Annotated in this window: 14 protein-coding genes; 7 read left to right on the top strand and 7 right to left on the bottom strand. The window is 76.2% G+C overall.

Annotated features, from left to right (window positions below; genetic code table 11):
- Positions 1-57 precede the first annotated feature (57 nt).
- Together FHU37_RS16575 and FHU37_RS16570 are read right to left on the bottom strand one after the other, a co-directional pair.
- The gene (locus FHU37_RS16575) at positions 58-585 is read right to left on the bottom strand and encodes a roadblock/LC7 domain-containing protein (protein WP_179814946.1); all 528 of its coding nucleotides are present in this window, start codon (positions 583-585) and stop codon (positions 58-60) included.
- Positions 578-4,105 carry a sensor histidine kinase gene (locus FHU37_RS16570; protein WP_179814945.1) on the bottom strand — a complete coding sequence of 1,176 codons (3,528 nt, stop codon included), beginning with the start codon at positions 4,103-4,105 and terminating at the stop codon, positions 578-580. Before FHU37_RS16570 ends, FHU37_RS16575 begins: the two co-directional genes overlap by 8 nt.
- A 633-nt stretch (positions 4,106-4,738) precedes the next feature.
- Here FHU37_RS16570 and FHU37_RS16565 point away from each other — a divergent pair.
- The 4 genes from FHU37_RS16565 to FHU37_RS16550 all read left to right on the top strand — a co-directional run bounded on the left by FHU37_RS16565 (position 4,739) and on the right by FHU37_RS16550 (position 8,187).
- Positions 4,739-6,109: an inorganic phosphate transporter gene (locus FHU37_RS16565; protein WP_179814944.1), complete on the top strand. Its 1,371-nt coding sequence runs from the start codon at positions 4,739-4,741 to the stop codon at positions 6,107-6,109.
- 39 nt (positions 6,110-6,148) lie between these two features.
- Positions 6,149-6,382, top strand: a complete 234-nt coding sequence (locus tag FHU37_RS16560) for a hypothetical protein (protein ID WP_179814943.1) — start codon at positions 6,149-6,151, stop codon at positions 6,380-6,382.
- Between the two features lie 151 nt (positions 6,383-6,533).
- Positions 6,534-7,652 carry an NADH:flavin oxidoreductase/NADH oxidase gene (locus FHU37_RS16555; RefSeq protein WP_179814942.1) on the top strand — a complete coding sequence of 373 codons (1,119 nt, stop codon included), beginning with the start codon at positions 6,534-6,536 and terminating at the stop codon, positions 7,650-7,652.
- A 244-nt stretch (positions 7,653-7,896) separates the two neighbouring features.
- A complete protein-coding gene (locus FHU37_RS16550; protein WP_179814941.1) occupies positions 7,897-8,187 on the top strand; it encodes a chaplin in 291 nt (96 codons plus the stop codon).
- Between the two features lie 282 nt (positions 8,188-8,469).
- Here the strand turns inward: FHU37_RS16550 and FHU37_RS16545 are convergent, their stop codons facing one another.
- The 3 genes from FHU37_RS16545 to xylB form a co-directional block, all read right to left on the bottom strand.
- Positions 8,470-9,423 (bottom strand): helix-turn-helix transcriptional regulator, encoded by a 954-nt coding sequence (locus FHU37_RS16545; protein WP_179814940.1) that lies wholly within the window; start codon positions 9,421-9,423, stop codon positions 8,470-8,472.
- A gap of 82 nt (positions 9,424-9,505) precedes the next feature.
- Positions 9,506-11,029, bottom strand: a complete 1,524-nt coding sequence (locus tag FHU37_RS16540) for an ROK family protein (RefSeq protein ID WP_246449938.1) — start codon at positions 11,027-11,029, stop codon at positions 9,506-9,508.
- Positions 11,030-12,615: 1,586 nt separating this feature from the next.
- Positions 12,616-14,085: a xylulokinase gene (gene xylB, locus FHU37_RS16535; RefSeq protein WP_179814939.1), complete on the bottom strand. Its 1,470-nt coding sequence runs from the start codon at positions 14,083-14,085 to the stop codon at positions 12,616-12,618.
- A 267-nt stretch (positions 14,086-14,352) separates the two neighbouring features.
- Between xylB and xylA the strand changes: the two genes are divergently transcribed.
- Positions 14,353-15,522: a xylose isomerase gene (gene xylA, locus FHU37_RS16530; protein ID WP_179814938.1), complete on the top strand. Its 1,170-nt coding sequence runs from the start codon at positions 14,353-14,355 to the stop codon at positions 15,520-15,522.
- Positions 15,523-15,689: 167 nt separating this feature from the next.
- Here xylA and FHU37_RS16525 read toward each other — a convergent pair whose 3' ends face one another.
- Together FHU37_RS16525 and FHU37_RS16520 are read right to left on the bottom strand one after the other, a co-directional pair.
- Positions 15,690-17,660, bottom strand: coding sequence for a SpoIIE family protein phosphatase (locus FHU37_RS16525; protein ID WP_179814937.1), 1,971 nt, complete (start codon positions 17,658-17,660; stop codon positions 15,690-15,692).
- Between the two features lie 56 nt (positions 17,661-17,716).
- Positions 17,717-20,317 carry an alkaline phosphatase family protein gene (locus tag FHU37_RS16520; RefSeq protein ID WP_179814936.1) on the bottom strand — a complete coding sequence of 867 codons (2,601 nt, stop codon included), beginning with the start codon at positions 20,315-20,317 and terminating at the stop codon, positions 17,717-17,719.
- Between the two features lie 1,044 nt (positions 20,318-21,361).
- Between FHU37_RS16520 and FHU37_RS16515 the strand changes: the two genes are divergently transcribed.
- Entirely contained in the window at positions 21,362-22,135 is a 774-nt protein-coding gene (locus tag FHU37_RS16515) for a spermidine synthase family protein (protein WP_218904059.1), read from the top strand.
- 335 nt (positions 22,136-22,470) lie between these two features.
- Positions 22,471-23,232 carry a response regulator gene (locus FHU37_RS16510; protein WP_179814935.1) on the top strand — a complete coding sequence of 254 codons (762 nt, stop codon included), beginning with the start codon at positions 22,471-22,473 and terminating at the stop codon, positions 23,230-23,232.
- Positions 23,233-23,409: the final 177 nt, after the last annotated feature.

Below are 23,409 nucleotides of genomic sequence, written 5' to 3'. Positions count from 1 at the left end.
CCCCGCCGCGGCGACGGAGGCCGTCGGCCGCGGCGCGGGATGGGGGCGGGGGAGCGGTCACCGCGTCGCCGCCGCGCGGTGCAGTTCGGAGCGCAGCTGCGGCGTCAGCACGTGGCCGGCGCGCTCCACGAAGACGGCCATCTGGTAGCCGACGATCGACAGGTCCGCCTCCACGGCGGCCAGCACGCCGAGGCAGGAGCCGTCGCTGATGGCCATCACCACCAGGTGCCCGTAGTCCATGGTCACGACGGTCTGCCGCAGCTCGCCCTCGTTCATCAGCCGGGCGGCGCCGTCCGCGAGGCTGACCAGGCCGGAGACGACGGTGGCCAGGGCGTCGGCGCGCCGGGACGGGCTCAGCCCCAGGGTGCTGGGGCGGACCGCGTCCTCCGGCGCGGCGGAGGCCAGCAGCAGACCGTCGGAGGAGACCACGACGACCTGTTCGACGCCGGGCACCTGCGTGGTGAACTCGTCCAGCAGCCAGTGCAGGTTGCGCGCGCCGCGGCTGAGCGGGCGGGACGGGGACGGGGCCTCGGGCGCCGCGACCGTCCCGCTGCCGCCGTGCGGCTCGCCGGCGGGATCACTCATCGTCGTGGCCTTCCTGGTCGTCGCGCTTCCGGGTGGACGCCGGGCCGTCCAGGCGGGGCGCCTCGCGGCGTCCCCGGGTCGAGCCCTGCTGGAAGCCACCGAGGCGGCGGCGCAGTTCCTCGGCCGTGGTGCGCCCGCCGCCGGCGCCAACGCGCCCCAGGCCGGTGGTGGCGGCGCCGGGCGTGCCCTGGATGGCGCTGGCCCGGGGGATGCGCCGGGGCAGCCCGCTGGGGGTGGTCTGGCCGGTGCCGGCCGCCTGCGCGGTGCCGCCGGTGGAGGCCGGGCCGCCGGCCGCGGCCGGGCCGCCCGCGGCGGTGCCGTCGGGGTTCGGCGAGGTGCCGTTCGGGGCGGCGCCGCCTGGGACGAGCCCGTTCGGCGCCGTCCCACCGGGTGGCGTGCCGTTCGGGGCGGCGCCGTTCGGGGCGGTGCCGCCCGCCGGCGTGCGTTCGGGGTCGGCCGCGGGCGCGGCCCCCGGGGCGCCGCCGTCCGCGGTCCGGGCCGCCTCCTCGCCTGCCGCCGCGCCGGGCTGGACACCGGGCGCGGCGCCGGGCTGGGTGCCGCCCGCGGCGGACGGCGCCGTGGAGTGGTCGCCGTCCGTGCGGGAGCGCGCCGGCGGCACGCCACCGGCCTGGGTGGGGCCGGCCGAACCGGCGGCCCCGGAGGCCCGGCCGACGCCGGCGGCACCGTGCGGCGCGGCCGTCCGGCTGCGCGGCCGGGGCATGGCGACCGGTGCCGCGCCGGTCGCCCCGGTGGCGTCGTCGGCCGTGGTCAGCGGATCCGCGTCATCGGGGTCCCCCGCCACGGAGGAGGCGCCGGGGACCCCGGGTTCGGTGGTGTGGCGCTCGGCGGTCCCGCGGGGCAGTTCGCGGGCCGCCCCGCCCCCCTGTCCGCCGTCGGTGACGCCCTGGCCGGCGCCGCCCTGGCCGGCGTCCGGGTCGGCGCCGGTCCGGCCCCGCGGGCCGCGCCGGTCGCCGGCCGCCTCCGGCGCCTCGCCGCCCGCGGGTGCGGGGCCGGCGTCCGTGCCGGGGTCGGTGCTCGCGTCGGCGCCGGCGCCGGTCTCCTCCGGCTCGGTCGACGGGGGCGTGCCGGGGGCCGGGATGCGCCGGACGGCGCGGCGGGCGTACCGGGAGTGCCGCGCCCGGCTCTGGCTCTGGCCGGGGCCGCCGTCGGGGGCGGCGTCGTCCTCGCCGCGGCCGGGAGCGGGCACGCCGCCGGCCGCGGCGGCGCCCGACGCGGCGGCGCCGTCGTCGGCCCGGTCGGCGGTTCCGACCGGCTCGGCGGGGGCGGCGCGTTCGGTCGGCTCGGCGGCCGGGGCGCCGGTGGCGCGGGCGACGCCGTTGACCGTGGTGCGCGGGCGGCCGCCGGTCAGCGAGCGGCGGCGCTGGGCCTCGTGCTGCTCGGCGAGGTCGCCCGCGCCGACCCGGTCGGCGGCCAGCAGACCGGCCGGCACGGTCACCACGGCGTTGACGCCGCCGTCCGGCACCGGGCGCAGCTGCACCCGGATGCCGTGCCGCTGGGCCAGGCGGGCGACCACGAACAGGCCCATGCTGCGGGAGCTGGAGATGTCGTGCGCGGGCGGGTCGGCGAGCAGGTCGTTGAGCGCGCGCATGCGGTCGTCGGGCACGCCGATCCCGGCGTCCTCGACGGAGAGCATGACCTCGCCGTTGTCCAGCACCCAGCCGCTCACCTCCACCTTGGTCTGCGGCGGGGAGAAGGCGGTGGCGTTCTCCAGCAGTTCGGCGAGCAGGTGGCTGACGTCGTCGGCCGCCCGGCCGACCACGTGGGTGGGCGGCAGGAACTGGATGTGCACCCGCTCGTACCGCTCGATCTCGGAGATCGCGGCGCGCAGCACGTCGAGCAGCGGCACCGGCTCCTGGATCGCGGGGGTGGGGTCGGTGCCGGCGAGCACCAGCAGGTTCTCGCTGTTGCGCCGCATCCGGGTGGCGAGGTGGTCGAGCCGGAAGAGGTTCTCCAGCTGGTCCGGGTCCTCCTCGCGGCCCTCCAGGTTCTCGATCAGGTTGAGCTGCCGCTCGACCAGGGTGAGGGTGCGCATGGAGAGGTTGACGTAGGTGGCGCCGACGTTGCCGCGCAGCCGGGAGGTGTCGCGGGCCAGCCGGACGGCCTCCTCCTGCACGGAGTTGAACGCCGCCACGATGGCGCCGATCTCCTCGTCGGCGTCCACCGTGATCGGCTCGGTGCGCAGTTCGGCGGCGTCCGGCACGGCCGGGGTGGTGCCGAACCGCCCGGTGCGCTGCTCCAGCGCCCGGATGATGCGCGGGAAGCGCTCCTCGGCGACGGCGGTGGCGCCGGCCCGCAGGGCGCTCAGCGGGCGGGTGACCGAGCGGGCCACGGCGACGGTGACGCCGCCGGTGGCCAGGGCGAGCAGGGCCAGGGCGGCCACGGCGAGCAGCAGGCCGCGCCGGGCCTCGTCCTGGGTGGCGGCGGTGCGGTCGGTCAACGACTGCACGAGGGTGTCCTCGACCGCGCGCATCCGGTCGATCTTGACCTCCAGCGCCGCGTGCTGCTCGGCCTGGTCGGCCTCCAGCGGCGCGCCGGAGGGGGTCGCCAGCGCCTCGCGGACGAACTGGTCGGCCCGGTCCACGTCGGCGCCGGCCACCGTGGTGTTCCAGTGCTGGATCAGCTTGGCCTTGGCGGCGGCGCGGAAGACGACCAGCGCCTCCTCCTGGCGCTCCACGGACTGGCGCAGGGCGGCGGAGAGGTCGGCGGTCATCCGTCCCTTGGCGGCGGCGACGTCCAGCAGGCCGCGCTGCACGGTCTGCTCGGCGACGGCCGTCTCCACGGCGGCCATGGTGGCCAGCGGCAGCAGGACTCCGGCGGCCTCGCCGTCCGCGCCGGTCAGCGCGGGGAGCAGGCCGGGCCCGTGGGCGGCGGCGAGCTGTTCGGCCAGCACGAGGGCGTCCGCGCGCATCGCGCCGAGCTCGGCCATGACGGAGCCGTAGCCGTCGATCAGGGCGATGGCGTCGCCGGCGCCGCCCTGGGCGGAGCTGCGCAGGCCGTCGATCTGGTCGAGGGCGGCGAGGGCGGCGGCGGTGCTGTCCGGCGGGAGGTCCTCGGCGGCGCCCCCGTCGACGGCCGCGCGGAAGGTGGCGACGGCGGTGTCCACCGCGCGGCGCTCCTCGGCGACCTCGGGGGCGAGGCCGCCGGCGACCGAGCGGGCGGTGGCGTCGCGTTCGTCCGCGAGGTCGCGGGTGAGCCGGGACACGGCGGTGTCCACCTCGGCCAGCCGCACCAGGTCGGCGGCGCCGGCGGTCTGGTGGGCGGTGGTGAGTACCGTCGGCAGGCCGGCGAGGGTGACCGCGGTGAGGGGGACGGCGACCACCGCGGCCATCCGGGTCCGCAGCGGGAGGCGGCGGATCGCGACGCCCGCCGGCCTGCGGGGGGCGGCGGGGCCGCCGGCGGAGGCGCCGGGGGCGGGAGCCGTGCCGGCCGCCGGCTGTTCGGGGAGTCGTTCGGAGGCCGCCGCGTCGAGCGGCCGGCCTTCCGGAGGCGGTGTCCGCACCGGGTCTCGCAATCTACTGGGGTCTGGGTCTGGCACTGGCCTTTCCGTCGCGGCGCATCCCCCGGATTCCGGAACCCGTGTGTGGTCGATGCCGTCGTGTGGTCGATGCCGTCGTGTGGTCGATGTCGTCCGGACGGGTTCAGGGCCGCGAACATCACAGAACCTTGGCAGCACGGCCACTCGGAGTGCCCATTCGATTGCTGCTGGTCACCCGAAAGGGTGAACACTAAACCACAACGTGTGACGCCTGGGGCTGGTGTTCCCCCTGCGCGTCGGCGCGCCGCAGGGTGCGGCGACCCGTGCCACAGCGGCGCCACGACGCCGCGGAGGCCCGGGAAATGGCGGCGGCGCGGGCCGCGGGCGGACCCGGAGGGCGCTCGGCGAGGGTGCCGGGCCGCGGCCACCGGCGGCCGGAACCGGCGGCGCCGGCGAAGGGATACCGATGCGCCCACATGCTGGACACCGACCGCGCCGATCAGGCGCTACAGACCCCCGATACACCTGCCGGTAATCACGAGCACCTCACTAGTTCACCGTTTGTTCACCAATCCCGCTTACCTTCGGGCTCGCTTCCTCCTCCACCCGGGGGGAAGACCGTCCCGATACACCTACCGTCTGGCGGGTATCCCCGATATGGGCGACATATCGTTCCTGGTCGCGGTCGTGGTAGTCACCGCGTTGATCTTCGACTTCACCAACGGCTTCCATGACACGGCCAACGCCATGGCCACCTCCATCGCCACCGGCGCACTGCGGCCCCGCGTCGCCGTGGCCATCTCGGCGGTGCTGAACCTCGTCGGCGCCTTCCTGTCCGTCGAGGTCGCCAAGGCGATCTCCGGCGGCATGGTGGAGGAGGGGCTGATCGGCCCGGACGTGGTCTTCGCCGCGTTGGTCGGCGCGATCCTGTGGAACCTGTTGACCTGGCTGCTCGGCCTGCCGTCCAGTTCCTCGCACGCGCTCTTCGGCGGCCTGGTGGGCGCCACCCTGTACGCGGCGGGCACCCAGGGCGTCCACTTCGACGTGGTGGCCCAGAAGGTCCTGATCCCCGCGGTGGTCTCCCCGGTCGTCGCCGCCCTGGCCGCGCTGCTGGCCACCCGGGTCACCTACCGGATGGTGCGCGGCGTGGACGACCGGACGGTCTCCCGCGGCTTCCGGATGGGCCAGGTCGCCACCGCCTCGCTGGTCTCGCTGGCGCACGGCACCAACGACGCCCAGAAGACGATGGGCATCATCACCCTCACCCTGGTCTCCGCCGGCATGCTGCCGGGCGGTTCGCTGCCCCCGTTCTGGGTGGTCCTCTCCGCCGGCCTGGCCATCGGCCTGGGCACCTACATGGGCGGCTGGCGGATCATCCGCACCATGGGCAAGGGGCTCACCGACATCCAGTCGCCGCAGGGCTTCGCCGCCGAGGCGAGCGCCACCGCGGTCATCCTCACCTCCTCGCACCTGGGCTTCTCGCTCTCCACCACGCAGGTGGCCTCCGGCGGCATCATCGGCGCCGGCCTCGGCCGCTCCGCCCGCGAGATCCGCTGGTCCGTCGCCGGCCGGATGGTCCTGGCCTGGGGCCTGACCTTCCCGGGCGCCGGGCTGGTCGGGGCCGTCTCCGCGGCCATCGCCACCCGCGGCGACCTCGGGGTGGCCGCGGTGGCCGCGCTGGGCGTCGCAGGCGGCCTGGCCATCTACCTCGCCTCCCGCCGCAAGCCGATCACCGCGGGCAACGTCAACGACGTCCCCGGCGAGACCGCGGCCGACGGGGCCGCGCCGGCCGAGCCGCTGCCCGGTGGCGACGCCGTGGCCGCCCAGGCAGCGACGGCTCCGGCCACCGCCGACCCGGCCGGCGCGGTCGCCGGCGGCTCGGCGCTGCTCGCCATGACGGCCACCATCCCGTCGCCCGCCCCAGCGCCGGCCCCCCTCGCCGCCGCGGCGGCCCCCGCCCCGGCCTCCGCCTCCGCCGGCACGGAGCCCGCCGCGGCCGGCACCGGCACCACCGTCTCCTCCTCCTGACCGGGCCACCGCCCGGCACCCCGAAGGGACACCCCCGACATGCACCTCATCGAGTGGAGCTCGCTCGGCCTGGTCCTCGCGGTCAGCGTCGGCGCGAGCACCCTCATCGCCTTCGTCTTCGCCCTGGGCCTGCGCGGCCTGTCCCGCCGCGAGGCGGCGGTGGAGCGCGGCCAGGCGGCGACCTCCGCCACCGCCGGCGCCGCGATCGCCTTCGCGGCCTGCGTGGCGATCGTGCTCTTCGGCATCTACCTGATCGTGCCGCAGTTCCACTAGGGCACGCCGCTCCCGCGTCCGGGGCCCGTACGCCGCTCACCTCGAGCGCGCGGACGGGCCCCGGCCCCGTTCCCCCACCCCGGCCGGCATGTGACGGGAGACACACCGGCGGCCGGGAATGGCGGCCACGGCGCGTCGGGTTCTTCGGTTCATGCCCGACAACTCGACCGTGCCCGAGGCCCCGCTGCTGTTCACGCCGCTGTCACTGCGGTCGGTCACCGTGCCGAACCGCGCGTGGATGTCCCCCATGTGCCAGTACTCCGCCCCGCAGGAGGGCCCGGACGCCGGCGTCGCCACCGACTGGCACCTGGTGCACTACGCCTCCCGGGCCGTGGGCGGCACCGGAATGGTGATGCTGGAGGTCACCGCGGTCAGCCCGGAGGGCCGGATCAGCGCCGGGGACCTCGGCCTGTGGAACGACCGGCAGGCCGCCGCCCTGGCCCCGATCACCGAGCTGATCAGCCGGCACGGCGCCGTCCCGGCGATCCAGCTCGGGCACGCCGGCCGCAAGGCGTCCGCCAACCTCTCCTGGATCGGCGGCGCCCACGCCGTCGAGGCGGGCGGCTGGCAGCCGCTCGGCCCCGGCGACGAGCCGTTCCCCGGCCTGAACAGCCCCGCCGCGATGGTCGAACGCGACCTGGAGAAGTTCGTCGACGACATGGTCGCCGCGGCCCGGCGCGCCCTCACCGCCGGCTTCCGGGCCCTGGAGATCCACGGCGCCCACGGCTACCTGATCCACCAGTTCCTCTCGCCGGCCGTCAACCGCCGCACCGACGCCTGGGGCGGCAGCTTCGCCAACCGCACCCGGCTGGCCCTCGCCGTCGTCGACGCGGTGCGCGCCGTCTGGCCGGACGAACTCCCGCTGCTGTTCCGGATCTCCGCCACGGACTGGCTGGAGGAGAACGGCGCCACCGGGGACGACGCCGGCTGGACCGCCGACCAGACCGTCGCCCTCGCCAAGGAACTGGGCGCGCGCGGCGTGGACCTGATCGACGTCTCCAGCGGCGGCGCCCTGGCCGACGTGCCGATCCCCACCGGCCCCGGCTACCAGGTGCCCTACGCGGCGCGCGTGCGGAACGAGGCCGGGGTGCCGAGCGCCGCCGTCGGCATGATCACCGAACCCCTCCAGGCGGAACAGCTGCTCGCGGCCGGCCAGGCGGACGCCGTGCTGCTCGGCCGGGCCCTGCTGCGCGACCCCTACTGGGCCCGGCACGCCGCCCTCGGACTGGGCGCCCAGACCACCGGTCCGCTGCAGTACCACCGCGCCTGAGCCGTCACCGCGCGGGCTCGGCGCGCCGGCGCCGCCGGCCGCGCGGCCAAGGCTCCTGCGGGCGCCGAGAGCTGACGTCACATCAGCGGTCCGGCCGGTTCCTCCGGGCCGGCCGGACCCAGCGCAGTGGCTCTGACCTGCGTGTCTGCCATCCGAGTGAGTTCCGCGCCGATCGCGTGCCCACCCGGAAAGGGGCTCGTTGAGTGAGGCAAGACCCGCTCTTGATCATGTGAAGGAGTCTTCCATGAGCTTCACTCGCAAGGCCGCCGTCCTGACGGCCACCGCCGGCGCCCTGGTCGTCAGCACCGCCGGCGTCGCCGCCGCCGAGGCCGAGTCCGAGACGGCGGCGGTGGGCTCGCCCGGCATCATCTCCGGCAACGCGATCGACATTCCGATCCACATCCCGCTGAACGTCTGCGGCAACACCGTCGACATCATCGGCGTGCTGAACCCGTCCCTCGGCAACTACTGCGAGAACGCCGAGGTGGAGGTGGAAGAGGACGAGAACGGTCCGGGCAACGGTCTGAACGGCTGACCCACGCCGACCATCCCTCCCCCGCGTCGGGGCCGGACTGACCGGCCGGCGACGGGAACCGCGGGGAGGGCACCGAGCCTCGATCATCCCCACTCCTCCGGGATGGCGAGCCCCTTCGCGCCGCCGGCCACCCCTGGCCGGCGGCGCGAGGGTTTTCCCGCCCCCTGCCGGAACACGTTCGTTCCGGCAGGGGGCGGTTTGCGTCATGGGGCGGCTTCCGGCGCCGGCGGCTCGCGTCACGGGGGTTCCGTCACGTCGCCACGTCGCCACGGTGCCACGGCGTCACGGCGCGGCCCGGCCGAGCCGCTCGGCCAGCCGGCGGACGTGCGCGACCAGCTCCGGCGGCTCGTGCACCTCGAACTCGAAGCCGAGCACCGCCAGGTGCACCGCCAGCCCGTCCAGCGAGTTCGACCCGGCGTAGAGCGTGCAGGTGTGCTCGTCGACCGCCTCCACCACTCCGGAGGTGGGCGACACCCGCTCCGCGACCGCCTCCGCCGGGGCCCGCATGGTCACCCGCGCCCGGTAGCGGTACGCGGCGTTGGAGACCGCCCACGAGGTGTAGGCCGCGATGTCGGTGTCGGGTGGCCGGCGCGGGGTGAACCTCGGGCCGGTCGGCACCTTCGGCTCCATCCGGTCCACCCGGAAGTTGCGCCAGTCCTCCCGTGCGGTGTCCCAGGCGAGCAGGTACCAGCGGCGGCCGGTGTGCACCAGGCGGTGCGGCTCGACGTCCCGGACGCTCACCGTGCCGTCGTGCCCCCGGTATTCGAAGCGGAGCCGCTCGTGGTCGCGGCAGACGGTGGCGATCGCCGTCAGCACCTCGGCGCCGACCGTCGGCCCTCCGCCCGGCATCGACACCATGGCCGACTGCAACGCGTTGACCCGGTGCCGCAGCCGGGCCGGCAGCACCTGCTCCAGCTTGGCCAGCGCCCGCACCGAGGTCTCCTCGATCCCCGTCACCGTGCCGCCGGCGGCGCTGCGCAGCCCCACCGCGACGGCCACCGCCTCGTCGTCCTCCAGCAGCAGCGGCGGCAGCTTCGCCCCGGCGCCCAGCCGGTAGCCGCCCGCGACACCACTGGTGGCGTGCACTGGGTAGCCGAGCCCACGCAGCTTCTCCACGTCGCGGCGGACGGTGCGCGGCGTCACGCCGAGGCGCTCCGCCAGTTCCGCGCCCGCCCAGTCCCGGTGCGTCTGGAGCAGGGACAGCAGGCGCAGCAGACGTGCCGAGGTCTCCACCATGCCGCGGAGTCTGCCACGCCCGGCGGACAGCGGCCGTCCGCGATCCGGGATCACGGGCCCACTGCGGGTTCCGGCGGCGCGATCAGCCGCGGGCCGCGGTCACCGTGCCGCTGGTGGGGTCGGCGAGCAGTTCCCGGACCGCGGTGTTGGCCGCGCCGAGCAGGGCACCGTCGCGTCCCAGGACGGAGGCGGAGAGCCACTCCGCCCGCCACGGCCGGGCGGTGACGCGCCGCCGCATCTCCCGCTCCACCGCCGGCAGCAGCCAGCGGGACAGCTCGGCGTGGGCACCGCCGAGCACCACCGCCTCCGGATCCACCAGGTTCACCGCGCCGGCCAGCGCCACCCCCAGGGCCTGCCCGGCGCGGGCCAGCGCCGCCAGTGTGGCCTCCTCGCCCGCCTCCGCCCGCGACGCCAACAGCCGGATGCGCTCCCCACGGCCCGGATGACGGTGCGCCACCTCGGCCGGGTCCAGGCCGGCGGCGCGCAGCATCGCGTCCTCACCGGCGTAACGCTCAAGGCAGCCGCGCGAGCCGCAGCCGCAGCGCTCGCCCCGGGGCCGCACACTGAGGTGCCCCAGCTCCCCGGCGAAGCCCCGAGCGCCACGGAACAGCCGGCCACCGACCACCAGCCCGGCGCCGATGCCCACCTCCCCCGAGACGTGCACGAAGTCCCGCATCCACGGCCGGCCGCCGAGCCACAGCTCCGCCAGCGCCGACAGGTTCGCCTCGTTCTCCACGCCGATGCGCACGCCCGGCAGCGCCTCGCCGAGCGCGGCCCGGAGCAGGACGGCGAACGGCACGTCCGTCCAGCCGAGGTTCGGCGCCTTCTCGACGACGACCAGGGAGTCGGTGGGGGCGGTGGAGTCCATGGAGGTGGAGGAGGCGGTCGGTGCGGCGGGGATGTCCGGCACCGGTCGCTCGCCGTTCGCGTCGGTCGCTCCGCCGTTGGCGCCGTCGCTCGCTCCGCCGTTGGCGCCGTCGGCGCCGTTGAGCGGGGGCCGGTCAGGGGCGTCCGGGGCCGTTGCGGAGCGGGCCGACTGACGTCGCAACAGGCCGGGGAGCGCGACGGTGACCCCGTGCGGCCACAGGTCGGCCGCGCCGGCCTCGGCCGCCGCCCGACGCAGCAGCTCCGCCAGTCGCGCCGCGACGTCCTCGGGCGCCACGCCCCGGTTGTCCACCGGCTCCTCGATGCGCACCCGGACCTCGCCGCGCAGGTCCGCGACGCAGACCGCCATGTGGTCCGGCCCGACCTCGGCGCCCAGGCCGGCCGGGCCGACGTCGCTGAGCACCAGCGCGCTGCCCGGGCGGCCGGGACGCCCGAGTGCCTCCGGGCCGCGCTCGGCCAGCAGGCGGGCGTCCAGCAGTTCCTCCACCAGGCTGGAGACGGTCGCCCGGGTCAGGCCGGTGCGGGCGGCGACGCCCGCGCGGGAGACCGTCTCCTCCGCGGCGACCACCTGCATGACCAGGGCCAGGTTCCGGCGGCGCATGCCCGCCTGGGAGGCAGGCGTCAGGTCGCGCACGGCGTGGGCCGCGCGCGAGCGGGACGGCCGGACGTTCCGACCGGTGGGCTCGCCGCGCGGCGCCTCCGGTCGTGAGGGCTGCGACATCGTTCCTGCCTCCTGCTGACTGCTACCTGCTGCTGCGTGCTGCTCGTTTTGCTCCCGCCGCTGCCTGCTTCCTGCTGCCTGCGTCCTGCTACCGCTGCCCGCTTCAGCGCCCCCGGCTCGGGGACCGGGCGCGGGGCGCCGTTCACCGGCACCGGCCCCTCACTCCCGCCTGCCGAAGCGCGGCCCCGTACCAGGCGCCGGGAGCGGCTCGGTGCTCCCGGCCCTCCAGGCTCCTGGCCGAGGCGGGCGGGAACGCCGGACCACGCGGACGCCCGAGGGAGCGGGCGAGGGCGGCCGGGCAGCGGGGAGAGCGCCGCCGGGGCCGGGCTGCCCGGAGACCGCGCCGGGTGGGCACCCACCGGACCACTGGGCCACTGGGCCCACCGACTCCATCCGAAGCCACCGGGGCCTGCCTGGCCCACGGGCCCATGGGGACCACCAGGGCCACTGGAGTCGCCAGGGCCATGGGGCCACTGGAGCCACCGGGGCCACCCGGGCCACCGAAGCCACCGAAGCCACCGGAGCCACCGGGGCCACCGGGGCCACCCGGGCCACCGAAGCCACCGAAGCCACCGGAGCCACCGGAGCCACAGGGCCACCGAGCCCGCGGGGCCGCGGAGCCACCGGAGCAGGGAAGCCCGGACCGGAGCCGGGCGGCTGGAGAACACGGCCGTGGCCCCATCGCCACACGCCCTGTACCGCCCGGCGGTCACCCGGGCGGGCCGCCAACGCACCATAGGGGGCCCGCCTGGGAACCCCCAATTCCAGGATCCCACGAGGTGATCACCCAGCGGCAGTCCCCTCTCGCAGCCTGTGGACAACTCGCCACCGGAGCACGAGAGAAGAGGCGCCGAAAAGGGATTGTGGCCCACGCAGCTCGCCGCCCATCCACCTCGTCCCTCGGTGCGCCCACCCGCCCGCCAGCCCGCCAGCCCGTCACGGCAGAGCGGCGCCGCGACCGACCAACCATCACGGCCACCAGCCCCACCACAGGCACCAACCCGCCACGGCCAACCAGGTGCCACGGCCAACCAGGTGCCACGGCCACCGGCCAACCTCGCCGACCAGCCTCCTCGGCCGTCCAGGCAGCGTGGCAACCCGCCGGCCATGGCCACCCGGGCTGGACAACCGCCGTCGGCTACCGCGCTCACCCGCCGGCACCGGCCAGGCTCGGCCGCAGCCGGCCGGGCCTGGCCAGTGCCCTCTTGCGCAGCCAACCGGCCATGGGCTACCCCTGTTGACCAGGGGGGTCCGCAGTTTTCCACAGCGTGAAGTGCCCTCTTGCGCGCCCAGCTGACCATGGGTTACCCCTGTTGGCCTGGGGGTTCATCGTTATCCACAGGGTGGAAGTGCCCTCTTGCGCGCCCAGCTGACCAGCCGGTACCCCTGTTGACCAGGGGGGCTCGCGGTTTTCCACAGGATGCATGCGCCCTCTTGCGCGGCCGGCCCTGCCCTGCTCCACCGGCCCGGCGGCCCGTCCCGCCCTGGCTCCACCAGGCCGGCCGCCGGCCCACCCTGCTGCACCAGGGCCGGCCGCCCGGCCCACCCTGCTGCACCAGGCCGGCCGCCCGGCCTCGCGCGCCCCACTACGCCTTCCTGTCCCCCTCCGGCTCCAGCAGCGCGCCGGCGGCCTCCAGCACTCCGCTGATCCGCTCCACGGCGGCCTCGTCCCTCGGCAGCGGGTCGAGCACGGTGCCCCGGGCGGTCTCCCAGCGGCGCGCGATCTCCGCCGCCGACTCGCCGGTCAGCAGCGCCGCGGCCTGGGCCGCCGCGCCCAGGGCGACCAGTTCCTCCTGCTCCGGCACGACCACGGCCCGTCCGGACAGCCGGCGGACCGTGTTCCGCCAGGCCGTGCCCTTCGCGCCGCCGCCGATCAGCAGCAGCGGCGCGTCCTCGGCGACGCCGCTGCCGGAGACGGCCACCGTGTCCAGCGCCCCCAGCAGCGCCTGCGCCGCGCCGTCGTAGGCGGCCTGCAGCAGCTGTCCGGGCGTGGTGTCGTGGGTCAGGCCGGTGAGCAGCCCGGTGGCCCGGGGCAGGTTCGGGGTCCGCTCGCCGTCCAGGTACGGCAGCAGGACGACGTCCCCGCCCGCCTCGACGGCCTCCCGGTCGAGTCCGAGCAGGGCGGCGATCCGGTCCACGGCCAGGGTGCAGTTGAGCGTGCAGGCCAGCGGCAGCCAGTCGCCGAGGGCGTCGGCGAAGCCGGTCACCGTGCCGGTGGGGTCGGCGGTGGGCGTGGTGGAGACGGCGTAGACCGTCCCGGAGGTCCCCAGGCTCAGCACCGGCGTGCCCGGCAGCAGGCCCAGGCCGACGGCCGCGGCCATGTTGTCGCCGGTCCCGGCCGCGACCAGGGCACCGTCGCGCAGCGGCAGGCCGTCCCGGGCCGCCACGGTGCCGGCCGGCTGGCCGGGGGCGACGACCTCCGGGAGCAGCGCCGGGTCCAGGTCGACGGCGGGCAGGCCGAGGATCTCCGGGTCGTAGGCCTGGGTCTGCGCGGACCACCAGCCCGTGCCGGAGGCGTCCCCGCGGTCGGTGGTGCCCCGGCCGCCGGGCTCGCCGGTGAGGCGGCCGGTGAGGTAGTCGTGCGGGAGTCGGATGGCGGCGGTGGCGGCGGCGTGCTCGGGTTCGTGGGCGCGCAGCCAGGCCCACTTGGTGACGGTGAAGCTGGCCGGCGGCACGCTGCCGGTGCGGCGGGCCCACTCCTGGGGGCCGCCCAGCGCGTCCAGCAGTGAGGGGATGCGTTCGGCGGAGCGGGTGTCGTTCCAGAGCATGGCGGGTCGGACCGGCCGGCCGGCGGCGTCCAGGGTGACCAGGCCGTGCTGCTGGCCGCCGATGGAGATGGCCTCGGCGCGCTCGGAGACGCCGGTCTGGGCCAGCGCGTCGCGCAGCGCGCGTTCCCACTGCTCGGGGTCGGACTCCCGGCCGGGGCCGTCGCTGACCGTGTGGGCGCTGCGGCCGCGGGCCACCACGCGGCCCGTCTCGACCTCCACGACCAGCACCTTCGTGGACTGCGTGGAGCTGTCCACCCCGATGACGAGCCGCCCTGTTGCCGCCTGCATGTCGCTCTCCTACTCGTCTGGACCGTTAGCGGTCGATGGGCCGTGGGCCGGGTGGGGCACCCGGCGGGGTGCCGGGCGCGATCCGCCGTGTCCGTCTGGACGTGCGGCGAGAACCCACGTTAGTTTGTTCATCGGACTGACGAAAGGTCTTGACGCGTGGCCGTCGGAGCGGGTCAATGGACGCACCGGCGCACGGGCCGCGCCAACCCCCGCACCAGCGACACCAGCGGACGAAGGCCCGCCTCGCACTTCCTAGGGAGAGCCCCAATGACCGACGCGTACACCCCCACCCCCGAGGACCGGTTCACCTTCGGCCTGTGGACCGTGGGCTGGAGGGGCAACGACCCCTTCGGCGAGGCCACCCGCCCCGCGCTGGACCCGGTGGAGTCGGTGCGGCGGCTGGCCGAGCTCGGCGCCTACGGCGTGACCTTCCACGACGACGACCTGATCCCCTTCGGCTCCTCCGCCAGCGAGCGCTCCGCGATCGTCGCCCGGTTCCGCCAGGCCCTGGACGAGACCGGCATGAAGGTGCCGATGGCCACCACCAACCTGTTCACCCACCCGGTGTTCAAGGACGGCGGCTTCACCTCCAACGACCGCGACATCCGCCGCTTCGCGCTGGCCAAGGTCATCCGCAACATCGACCTGGCCGTGGAGCTCGGCGCCACCACCTACGTGGCCTGGGGTGGCCGCGAGGGCGCCGAGACCGGCGGCGGCAAGGACGTCCGGGTCGCCCTGGACCGGATGAAGGAGGCGTTCGACTTCCTCGGCCAGTACGTGGTGGACCAGGGCTACGACCTGCGCTTCGCCATCGAGCCGAAGCCGAACGAGCCCCGCGGCGACATCCTGCTGCCGACCGTCGGCCACGCCCTGGCCTTCATCGAGCGCCTGGAGCGCCCGGAGATGTTCGGCGTGAACCCCGAGGTGGGCCACGAGCAGATGGCCGGCCTGAACTTCCCGCACGGCATCGCCCAGGCGCTGTGGGCGGGCAAGCTCTTCCACATCGACCTCAACGGCCAGTCCGGCATCAAGTACGACCAGGACCTCCGCTTCGGCGCCGGCGACCTGCGCCAGGCGTTCTGGCTGGTGGACCTGCTGGAGTCGGCCGGCTACGCGGGCCCGAAGCACTTCGACTTCAAGCCGATGCGCACCGAGGACATCGACGGGGTGTGGACCTCCGCGAAGGCCTGCATGCGCAACTACCTGGTGCTGAAGGAGCGGGCCGCCGCCTTCCGCGCCGACCCGGCCGTCCAGGAGGCGCTGAAGGCCGCGCGCCTGGACCAGCTCGCCCAGCAGACGGTGGCCGAGGGCGAGTCCGCCGCCGACCTGCTGAAGGAGGCCGAGTCCTTCGACGTCGACGCCGCCGCTGCGCGCGGCGGCGCCTTCGAGGCGCTGGACGCCCTGGCCTGGGAGCACCTGCTGGCCGCCCGCGGCTGAGCCGGCGGGCCGGGTCGGCGGCGGGGCCGGCGGCCCGGCCGGTCCGGCCCGTCCCGGCCCACGGAGAAAGGGGGTGTCCCCGGCGGAGGTCCGCCGGGGACACCCCCGTTTCCGGGACACCCCGTCGCGCGTCCCCCGGTTCCCCCCGGGACACCCCCGTCGCCCGGTCAGCGGGCCATCAGGACGAGCATGGCGCGGTCGTCGTCGACCTCCTCGGTGGCGAACGCGGCGACCGCCTCGTCCACCGCCCGCACCACGGCCGCCGGGCCGGCCGCCAGGTCGGCCGTGCGCACCGCGTCGACCAGGCGGTCCGTGCCGAAGAACTCGCCGTCGGCGTCACGCGCCTCCAGGATGCCGTCGGTGACGATCACCAGCGCGTCCCCGGTGGCCAGGTCCAGGCTGTCGGTCTGCGCCGGTTCGATGTCCTCCAGCAGCCCCAGCAGCGAGCCGCCCGGCGTGAGCTGGCCGACCGTGCCGTCCGCACGGCGCAGCAGGGGCGCGGGGTGGCCGGCGCGGACGTACTCCAGGCTCAGCCCGCCGTCACCGGCCCGCTCGGCCGCCCGCTCGCCGCGCCGCAGCTCGCCGTAGACCAGGGTGACGAAGTCGGCGCCGGCACCGTCGCCGTCGCCGGGCTTGTTGAGCAGGACGTGGTTCACGGAGTCCGCGATCCGCCGCGGCTCGCGCAGGATCGGGGCGATGGCCCGCACCGTGGTGCGCACCAGCGAGGTGGTGACGGCGGCGCGCGGCCCGCGCCCGCACACGTCCCCCACCAGCAGCCCCCAGCGCCCCTCCGGCAGCGGGAAGACGTCGTAGAAGTCGCCGCCCACCTCCAGCCCCTCCCCCGCGGGGTGGTAGCCGGTGGCGAGCTCGGCGCCGGGCACCGCGGGCAGTTCCGGGGGCAGCAGGCCGATCTGGAGCTCCCGGGCGACCCGCGCGCGGCGGGCGTACAGGCGGGCGTTGTCGATGCCGAGGGCGGCCCGCCGGGCCAGGTCCTCGGCGAGGGCGACGGTGTGCCGCCCGAGCGGGCGGTCCACCGTCGACAGCAGGGTGACCGCGCCGAAGGTGCGGTCCCGCGCGGTGAGCGGCACGCACACGTATCCGACCACGTGCGGCGGCACGTGGTCGGGCGGGCGCCGGGCCGTCTCGGTGCGCCCGCTGGCGAGCACGCGCCCCACCGGGTCGGCGTCGCCCGGCCTGGGGGTGTGCGCCGCGAGGTGCGCCTCGGACTCCTGGGACTCCGGGCTGACGGCGACGGCCACCCGCCGGATGCCGCCGCCCTCCTCGACGACGTCCACGGCGCACATCGGGGCGAGGGTGGGGACGGCCAGGTGGGCCAGCCGTACCAGGCCCTCCGGGTAGTCGAAGGCGGTGCTGACCGCGGTGCTGACGTCCAGCACGAACCGCAGGTCGGCGCGGGCGGCCTGCTCGCGGGCGAGCGCCGCGCGCCGTTCCTCGTCCGCCCGGTGCCGGCCGATGGCCAGCGCGGCCGTGCGGGTGAACGCCGAGCTGAGCGCCAGCTCGGCCGGGCGGGGAGCCTGGACGTCACGGTGGTACATGGCGAACGTGCCCAGCAGTTCGCCGCCCGAGGTGATCGGCGTGGACCAGCAGGAGCCCACGCCGGCGGCACGCGCCACCTCGCGGAAGTCCACCCAGAGCGGATCGGTCAGGATGTCCTGGACGACGACCGGTTCGCGTCGGAAGGCCGCGGTGCCGCAGGAACCCATCGCGGCGCCCACCGGGGTGCCGTCGATCGCTGCGTTGTACTCCGCGGGGAGGCTGGGGGCGGCGCCGTGCCGCAGCCGCGCGCCGTCGTCGTCCAGGAGCAGCACGGAAACCAGGACCCCGGGCACGAGGTCCTCCATGATCCGGGCCATGCCCTCCAGGACGTCCGGCAGCGGGGCGTCGCGGGCGATCTGCTCCAGCAGGTGGCGCTGGCCGATGGCGACGCGCTCGGTCAGCCACTCGGACTCCATCGAATCGTCGCCCGCGGCACGGGCCGCGCCCGGGGGACCAGCCGCGCCCGGGGGCGTGGTGCCGATCGCGGCGTCACTGCTCAGGACCTCGACGTCGTCGTCGGTCGGCGGTCGCGGGGCCGCCGGATCGGTGCTGACCCGCGGATTGGGAGGTTGCGCGGTCATCGGCTGTTCCTTCCGCCGCCTGAGCACCGAGTCTACGCGCAACCCGACATCTCAGGTCATTTGTCAACGATTCGGACAGGAGAGGCACCGTCGCCGGCCGCCGGGCCGGCCCCCGCCTCCTCCGCGGGCCGAGCAGGCCGCGCCGCCTCCCCCGCCTCCCCCGCCTCCCCTGCCTGTGCGGGCTGTGCGGGCTGTGCGGGCTGTGCGGGCCCGACCGCTTCCACCGTCTCCGCATCCACCGCCCCCGCCCCTGCCGTCCCCGCACCCACGGGCGTCGCCGCCCTCGGCACAGCCGTGAGTTCGGCCGGCTGCTCCTCCCGCAGCCCCAACCGCTCCAGCCACCCCACCAGCACCCGGTGCACCGCCTCGGCGCCGACCAGCGGTTCGTCCGGCACGGGCCAGGACGCCGGGTGGATCAGCACCCCCTCGGTCTGCCAGCCCCCCAGCCCGCCGTGGCTGCCCACCAGTTCCTCGAACGCCGCCACCTCGTTGCTGTACGGGTCGAGCATGCTGTTCACCAGCAGGTCCGGGGCGTTGGCGAAGCCCATCACCCGCCCCACCGCGGCCGCCGCGTGCGGCCCGAAGGGCTCCAGCGGGTCGGCGCCGTCCACGTGGCCGTCCCGCAGCCGCCGCACCCCCGCGCCGCCCACCACCAGCGGCCCCGACTCGGTGGAACGCACCGCCACGAAACCCACGCCCGGGTGCGCGGCCAGCCGGGCGACCAGGCCGGGCCACAGCTCCTCGATCCGTTCGTAGGGCAGCTGCCCGGCGTGCCGGGCGAAGGACACCAGCGCCAGGTTCCCCGAGCTGGCCACCACCACCTCCGGGGCGCTGCGGTCCGGTTCGACCGGGCCCAGCGAGATCTCGCCGCGTGCGGTACGGCCGCGCAGCGCCCGGCGCGTCACGTCGCCGGAGACGCTGGGCTGGCCGGCGAGCTGGCTGAGGAAGACGTTCACCGGGCCCCACTGCTCGACCGGCGCGGTCACCCCCGCGGTCTCCCCCGGCTCCAGCGGACGCCCCGCGGAGCACATCAGCTCCCGCACCACCTCCTCCAGCGGCCGGCCGAACCGCTGGCGGAAGGTGGCGCCGAGCGCCTGCCCGTGGTCGGAGAGCACCACGAACCGGTACGGCCGCGCGGCCCGCTCGGCCATCCGCTCCAGTTGCCCGAGCACCCGGTCCAGGCCGGAGAGCGAGCGCAGCGACTCGGGCCGGCCGGGGCCGGCGTGGTGCGCGATCTCGTCGTAGTCCACGTAGTCGACGTAGACGCACGGCACGCCACGCACCATCTGCTCCACCACCAGCCCGGTGTTGAGGTCCCGCAGCAGCACGTTGGTGACGGCGCGCAGAGCGATGTACGAGCCGGAGCGCGGCACCCGCGGCTCCACGCCCAGGCGCCGCTGCCGCCACGCCTGGAACATCTCCTTGACCATCTCCCCGACGGCCAGGGAGACGCCGCGGGTGAAGCCGTAGGGGTGGGTGAAGAAGGAGGCGTAGGAGGCCGACGGCCCCAGCCGGCCGCGCTGCTTGGCGCCGAGCCCGCTCATGGACAGCAGCCGCACCGGCGCGTCGCCGGAGAAGAGGTTGGAGATGGAGACCCCGCCGTCGGCGAGGAGGCCGCGGCCGTCGCTGATCCGGGCCTCGATGTCCGCGGCGTCGCGCGGGCGGTTGGAGACCACCAGGCGGCCGCCGTCCTTCTCGTACCAGCGGAACCCGGGGATGCCCTCGTTGCTGCCGTGCAGCAGGGCGGCCTGGGCGGCGGGCGTGGTGGAGGGCAGGAGGGAGGTCCAGCCGCCGAGCCGGTGACTGCCGCTGCGCAGCCACCGGCTGAGGGTGGGCAGCTCCCCGGCGGAGAGCATCCAGCGCAGGACGGGTGCGGAGACGCCGTCGAGCTGCACGAAGACCACCCCGGGGCGGGAGACGTCGGCCCAGCCGGGCAGCGTCGGACGCGCCCCGGCGACGGCGAGCGGCCGGCCGACCGTCCCGGAGAGCGGGCTCAGACCGCCGACGGCGCGCGGGCCGGGCCGGGCGCCGGGGCGGCCGGCGGGCTCCGGGCGGCCCGGGGCGGGGCGGCCCGGGGCGGGGTGGCCGGGGGTGGGGCGGAGGCGCCCGGGGCGGGTCGGGGGCGCGCCGCCGGGGATGGCGGGCGCCGCGGCGGAGGGCTCGGCCGGGCCGGCCGGCTCCCGGCGCGCGCGGGCCAGCCGCCGCTCGGCCCGGCGGTCCAGGCGCCGCCCGCGGCGCTGCACCCGGCGGGCCATCCGCACGCAGTGCGCGAGGAACGCCTCGTCGTCGTCGAGCACGAAGACCCAGCCGATCAGCGACATCACGACCGCCGACGCCCAGGAGGCGGCCAGCGCGGATCCGAAGCCGGCGGCGCTGGCGTCGACGTCGATGCCCGGCGCCAGCCACATCGCGGTCCAGAGCACGCAGGCGTCCACCAGCAGGCCGAGGCCGAAGACGCCGAACCAGGACAGCCGCACCACCAGGGAGGTCAACGGGGGGCGCAGCACCACCCCGACCGCGGCCACGATGAGGGCGGCGATCGGGGCGTCCCACCAGTCGCGCATGGACAGCCCGGGCACCAGGCGGATGGTGAGGTAGAGCACCAGCCAGCCGATCAGCCAGGCGCCGAGCGCGGAGCGCACCCCGGCCGCGGTCACCCGGGGCAGTCGAGGGGTCGGCCGCCGCGGGACGGGCGTCGGGGCACCGGGTCCGTTCTCCCACACCATGTCGGAATTCTCCCCCGAGCGGGGCTGCCACCCCCGCCGGAACCGAGCCCGCCGCACTTCCCCCCAAACCCCCTTTGGGGGGCTTTTCGACCCCCTTCTTCAGGATCCCATGGGGGGATGACGCACCGCAGCCCCCCATGTGCCGCCTGTGGATAACTCCGCCCGGCACCCCGTGAAGCCGGCCCGCGCCACCGTGAAGCCGGCCAACCCCACCCGCCCGTACGCGCCCCCAAACCCCCCTTGGGGGGATTTTTGGTCCCCTTTTTCAGGATCCCATGGGTGGGTGACGGGGCGCAGCCCTCCATGTGCGGCCTGTGGATAACTCTGCTCCATCCCCCTCACGGTGTAGTGACCATGAGCGGTGTGGGCGCGGCGCGTCTGCGTGGGGTGGGGTGCCTTGGTGGGGTGCCTGAGTGGGGTGCCTGAGTGGGATGGCTGAGTGGGATGGCTGAGTGGGGTGCCTGGGGTGGGTTGCCCTGGTGGGGTGGCTGGGCTCGATCGGGGGTGGGGGGCCGGGGCGGGGGTGGCTGGGGTTGGCGGGAAGGGCCGGGTTCGGGAAGGGCGGGGATCTGGAGGGGGCTCGGATCTGGAGAGCGGGGCGCTGGAGCTGGAAGTAGAGCCCCGGGGGGGGGAAAGCAGCAGGCGCCAGGACGGAGGGCGTGGCCTGAGGGCCGGCTGGCGCCACGGCGGGCGAGGCCCGGCAGCAGGCACGGCGCAGGCGGCCTGACGAGCGGGCGCGGCGAAGGCAATCCCAGCAGTCAGGCGCATGAGGGACGCCCCGCGAGCGGGCCCCGCGAACGGGCCCGGCGGACAGGCGCGTGGCGGGCGGGGAAACCGGCCGTCACCGGCGGCGGGGCGGAAACTCCGCTGCCGGTGACGGAACGTTCTGACAGGGTGGGGCACGTACCACCACACATGTCGAGCGCCCGCCGTGGCGACGGAACGGGCGCCGCTCCGCCGGGAGGCCCACTGCCGATGACATCCGCGACGTCCGCCCACCGTCCGACGACGCACCACCCGACAACGCAGGAGCCGGCCACCGACGACCCCGTGGTCGTGGACCGGCGCGAGGGGCCGTGGGGGGAGGTCGTGCTGCGCCGGCGCGCGGAGCGGATGGAGATCATCAGCAACGGCTGCTTCCTGATGGACACCTCCGACGGCACCTCCGAGCGGCTGCTGGTCCGCGCCGCCCTGGACGCCCTGGACACGGCGGACGGTCCCGGCCGCCCCACACCCCCCGGGCCCCGGCGGGACGGACCGGCCCGGGTGCTGATCGGCGGCCTCGGTGTCGGCTTCTCGCTGGCCGAGGCGGCTGCGGACCCGCGCGCCGGACGGATCACCGTGGTGGAGCGGGAGAGCGCCGTCGTGGAGTGGCACACCGTCGGTGACGCCCCGCTCGCCCGCTTCAGCGCCGGCGCGCTGGCCCGTGACGACGTGCGCTGTGTGCGCGCCGACCTGCTCGACCACCTCCGGACCACCGACGAGCGCTACGACGCCATCTGCCTGGACATCGACAACGGTCCGGACTGGACCGTCACCGAGGGCAACGCCGCCCTGTACGGGGCGGCCGGCCTGCGGCTGCTGCGCGGACGGCTGGCGCCCGGCGGGGTGCTCGCGGTGTGGAGCGCCGCCGCGTCGGAGCCCTTCGAGGAGCGGCTGCGCGCGGCCTTCCCCCGGGTGACGCGCCGGGAGGTGCCGGTGCTGGTGGCGCGCGGCGTCCCGGACGTCGTCTACCTCGCCTCCGCCTGAACCGGCGGCCCGCGCAACCCCCGTGGGGGCGGGAACCAGCGGCCCGCGCAACCCCGTGGGGCGCGGAGACGGTGGGGTGCGGCGGCCCGGGTCGCTAACCTGTTCGCGCGCACTCGGGGGCGTGGGAACCTCCCCGCGCCGCAGGCGTTTGACGTCACGTCACGCCCGTGGGTCGAACCACCGTGCGGCCGCGCCGCGGCGCACGGCTCGCGCGGTGGTCGCGACCGGGCCGCCGACGGACCCCGGATTCCCGCGACCGCGCTGCCGGCGGCGCCCGGTTGCGTACGCTGACTGCCGGCAGCCACCCCGAGGCGCACCGGAAGGAAGGATCATCCGTGGAGCACACCCGGGAGACGCGGGAGAAACCCACCGCCCGGCCGGCCGGCGATCCGCCGGTCAGCCGCCGGACCGTCCTGGTCGTCGAGGATGACCCGACCATCGCCGACGCCGTCGCCACCCGGCTGCGCGCGGAGGGCCTGCGGGTGGAGCTCGCCGTGGACGGCCCCGGGGCCGTGCGGCTGGCCCGGGAGATCCGCCCCGACCTGATCGTCCTGGACCTGATGCTCCCCGGCTTCGACGGCCTGGAGGTCTGCCGCCGGGTGCAGGCCGACCGCCCGGTGTGCGTGCTGATGCTGACCGCCCGCACCGACGAGACCGACCTGCTGGTGGGCCTCGGCGTCGGCGCCGACGACTACATGACCAAGCCGTTCTCCATGCGGGAGCTGGCCGCGCGGGTCCAGGCGCTGCTGCGCCGGGTGGACCGGGCCGCCGAGCTGGCCCGGGACAGCGCCTCGGAGGTCCTCCAGCTGGACGGGCTGGAGCTGGACCAGGCGCAGCGGCGGGTCTGGGTGCGGCGCGGCTCCGAGCGGCAGGAGGTGCACCTGACGCCGACCGAGCACGACCTGCTGGTCTGCCTGGCCTCCCGGCCCCGGGCGGTGCTCAGCCGGGAGGAGTTGCTCTCCCAGGTGTGGGGGTGGACCGACGCCTCCGGGACGCGCACGGTGGACAGCCATGTGAAGTCGCTGCGCCGCAAGATCGGCCCCGAGCGGATCCGGACGGTGCACGGTGTCGGGTACGCGCTCCAGTTGCCGGGATGAGTGAGGGGGCGGGGAGGGCGTGAGCTCGGTGGCCGGAACGCGACCGGACGAGCCGGACCAGCCGGACCAGCCGGACCGTCCGGACGAGCCGGACCAGCCGGTTGGCGCGGGACGGGCGGACCGGCCCGGCCCGCAGGACCCGCAGGAGGAACCTGGCGGGTCGAAGGAAACCGGGCC

Source organism: Allostreptomyces psammosilenae (genome assembly GCF_013407765.1).
In the GTDB taxonomy this organism is placed as follows: Bacteria; Actinomycetota; Actinomycetes; order Streptomycetales; family Streptomycetaceae; genus Allostreptomyces; species Allostreptomyces psammosilenae.
The sequence above is the reverse complement of the archived record's forward strand: the minus strand, read 5'-3'. Positions and strand labels throughout refer to the sequence as shown.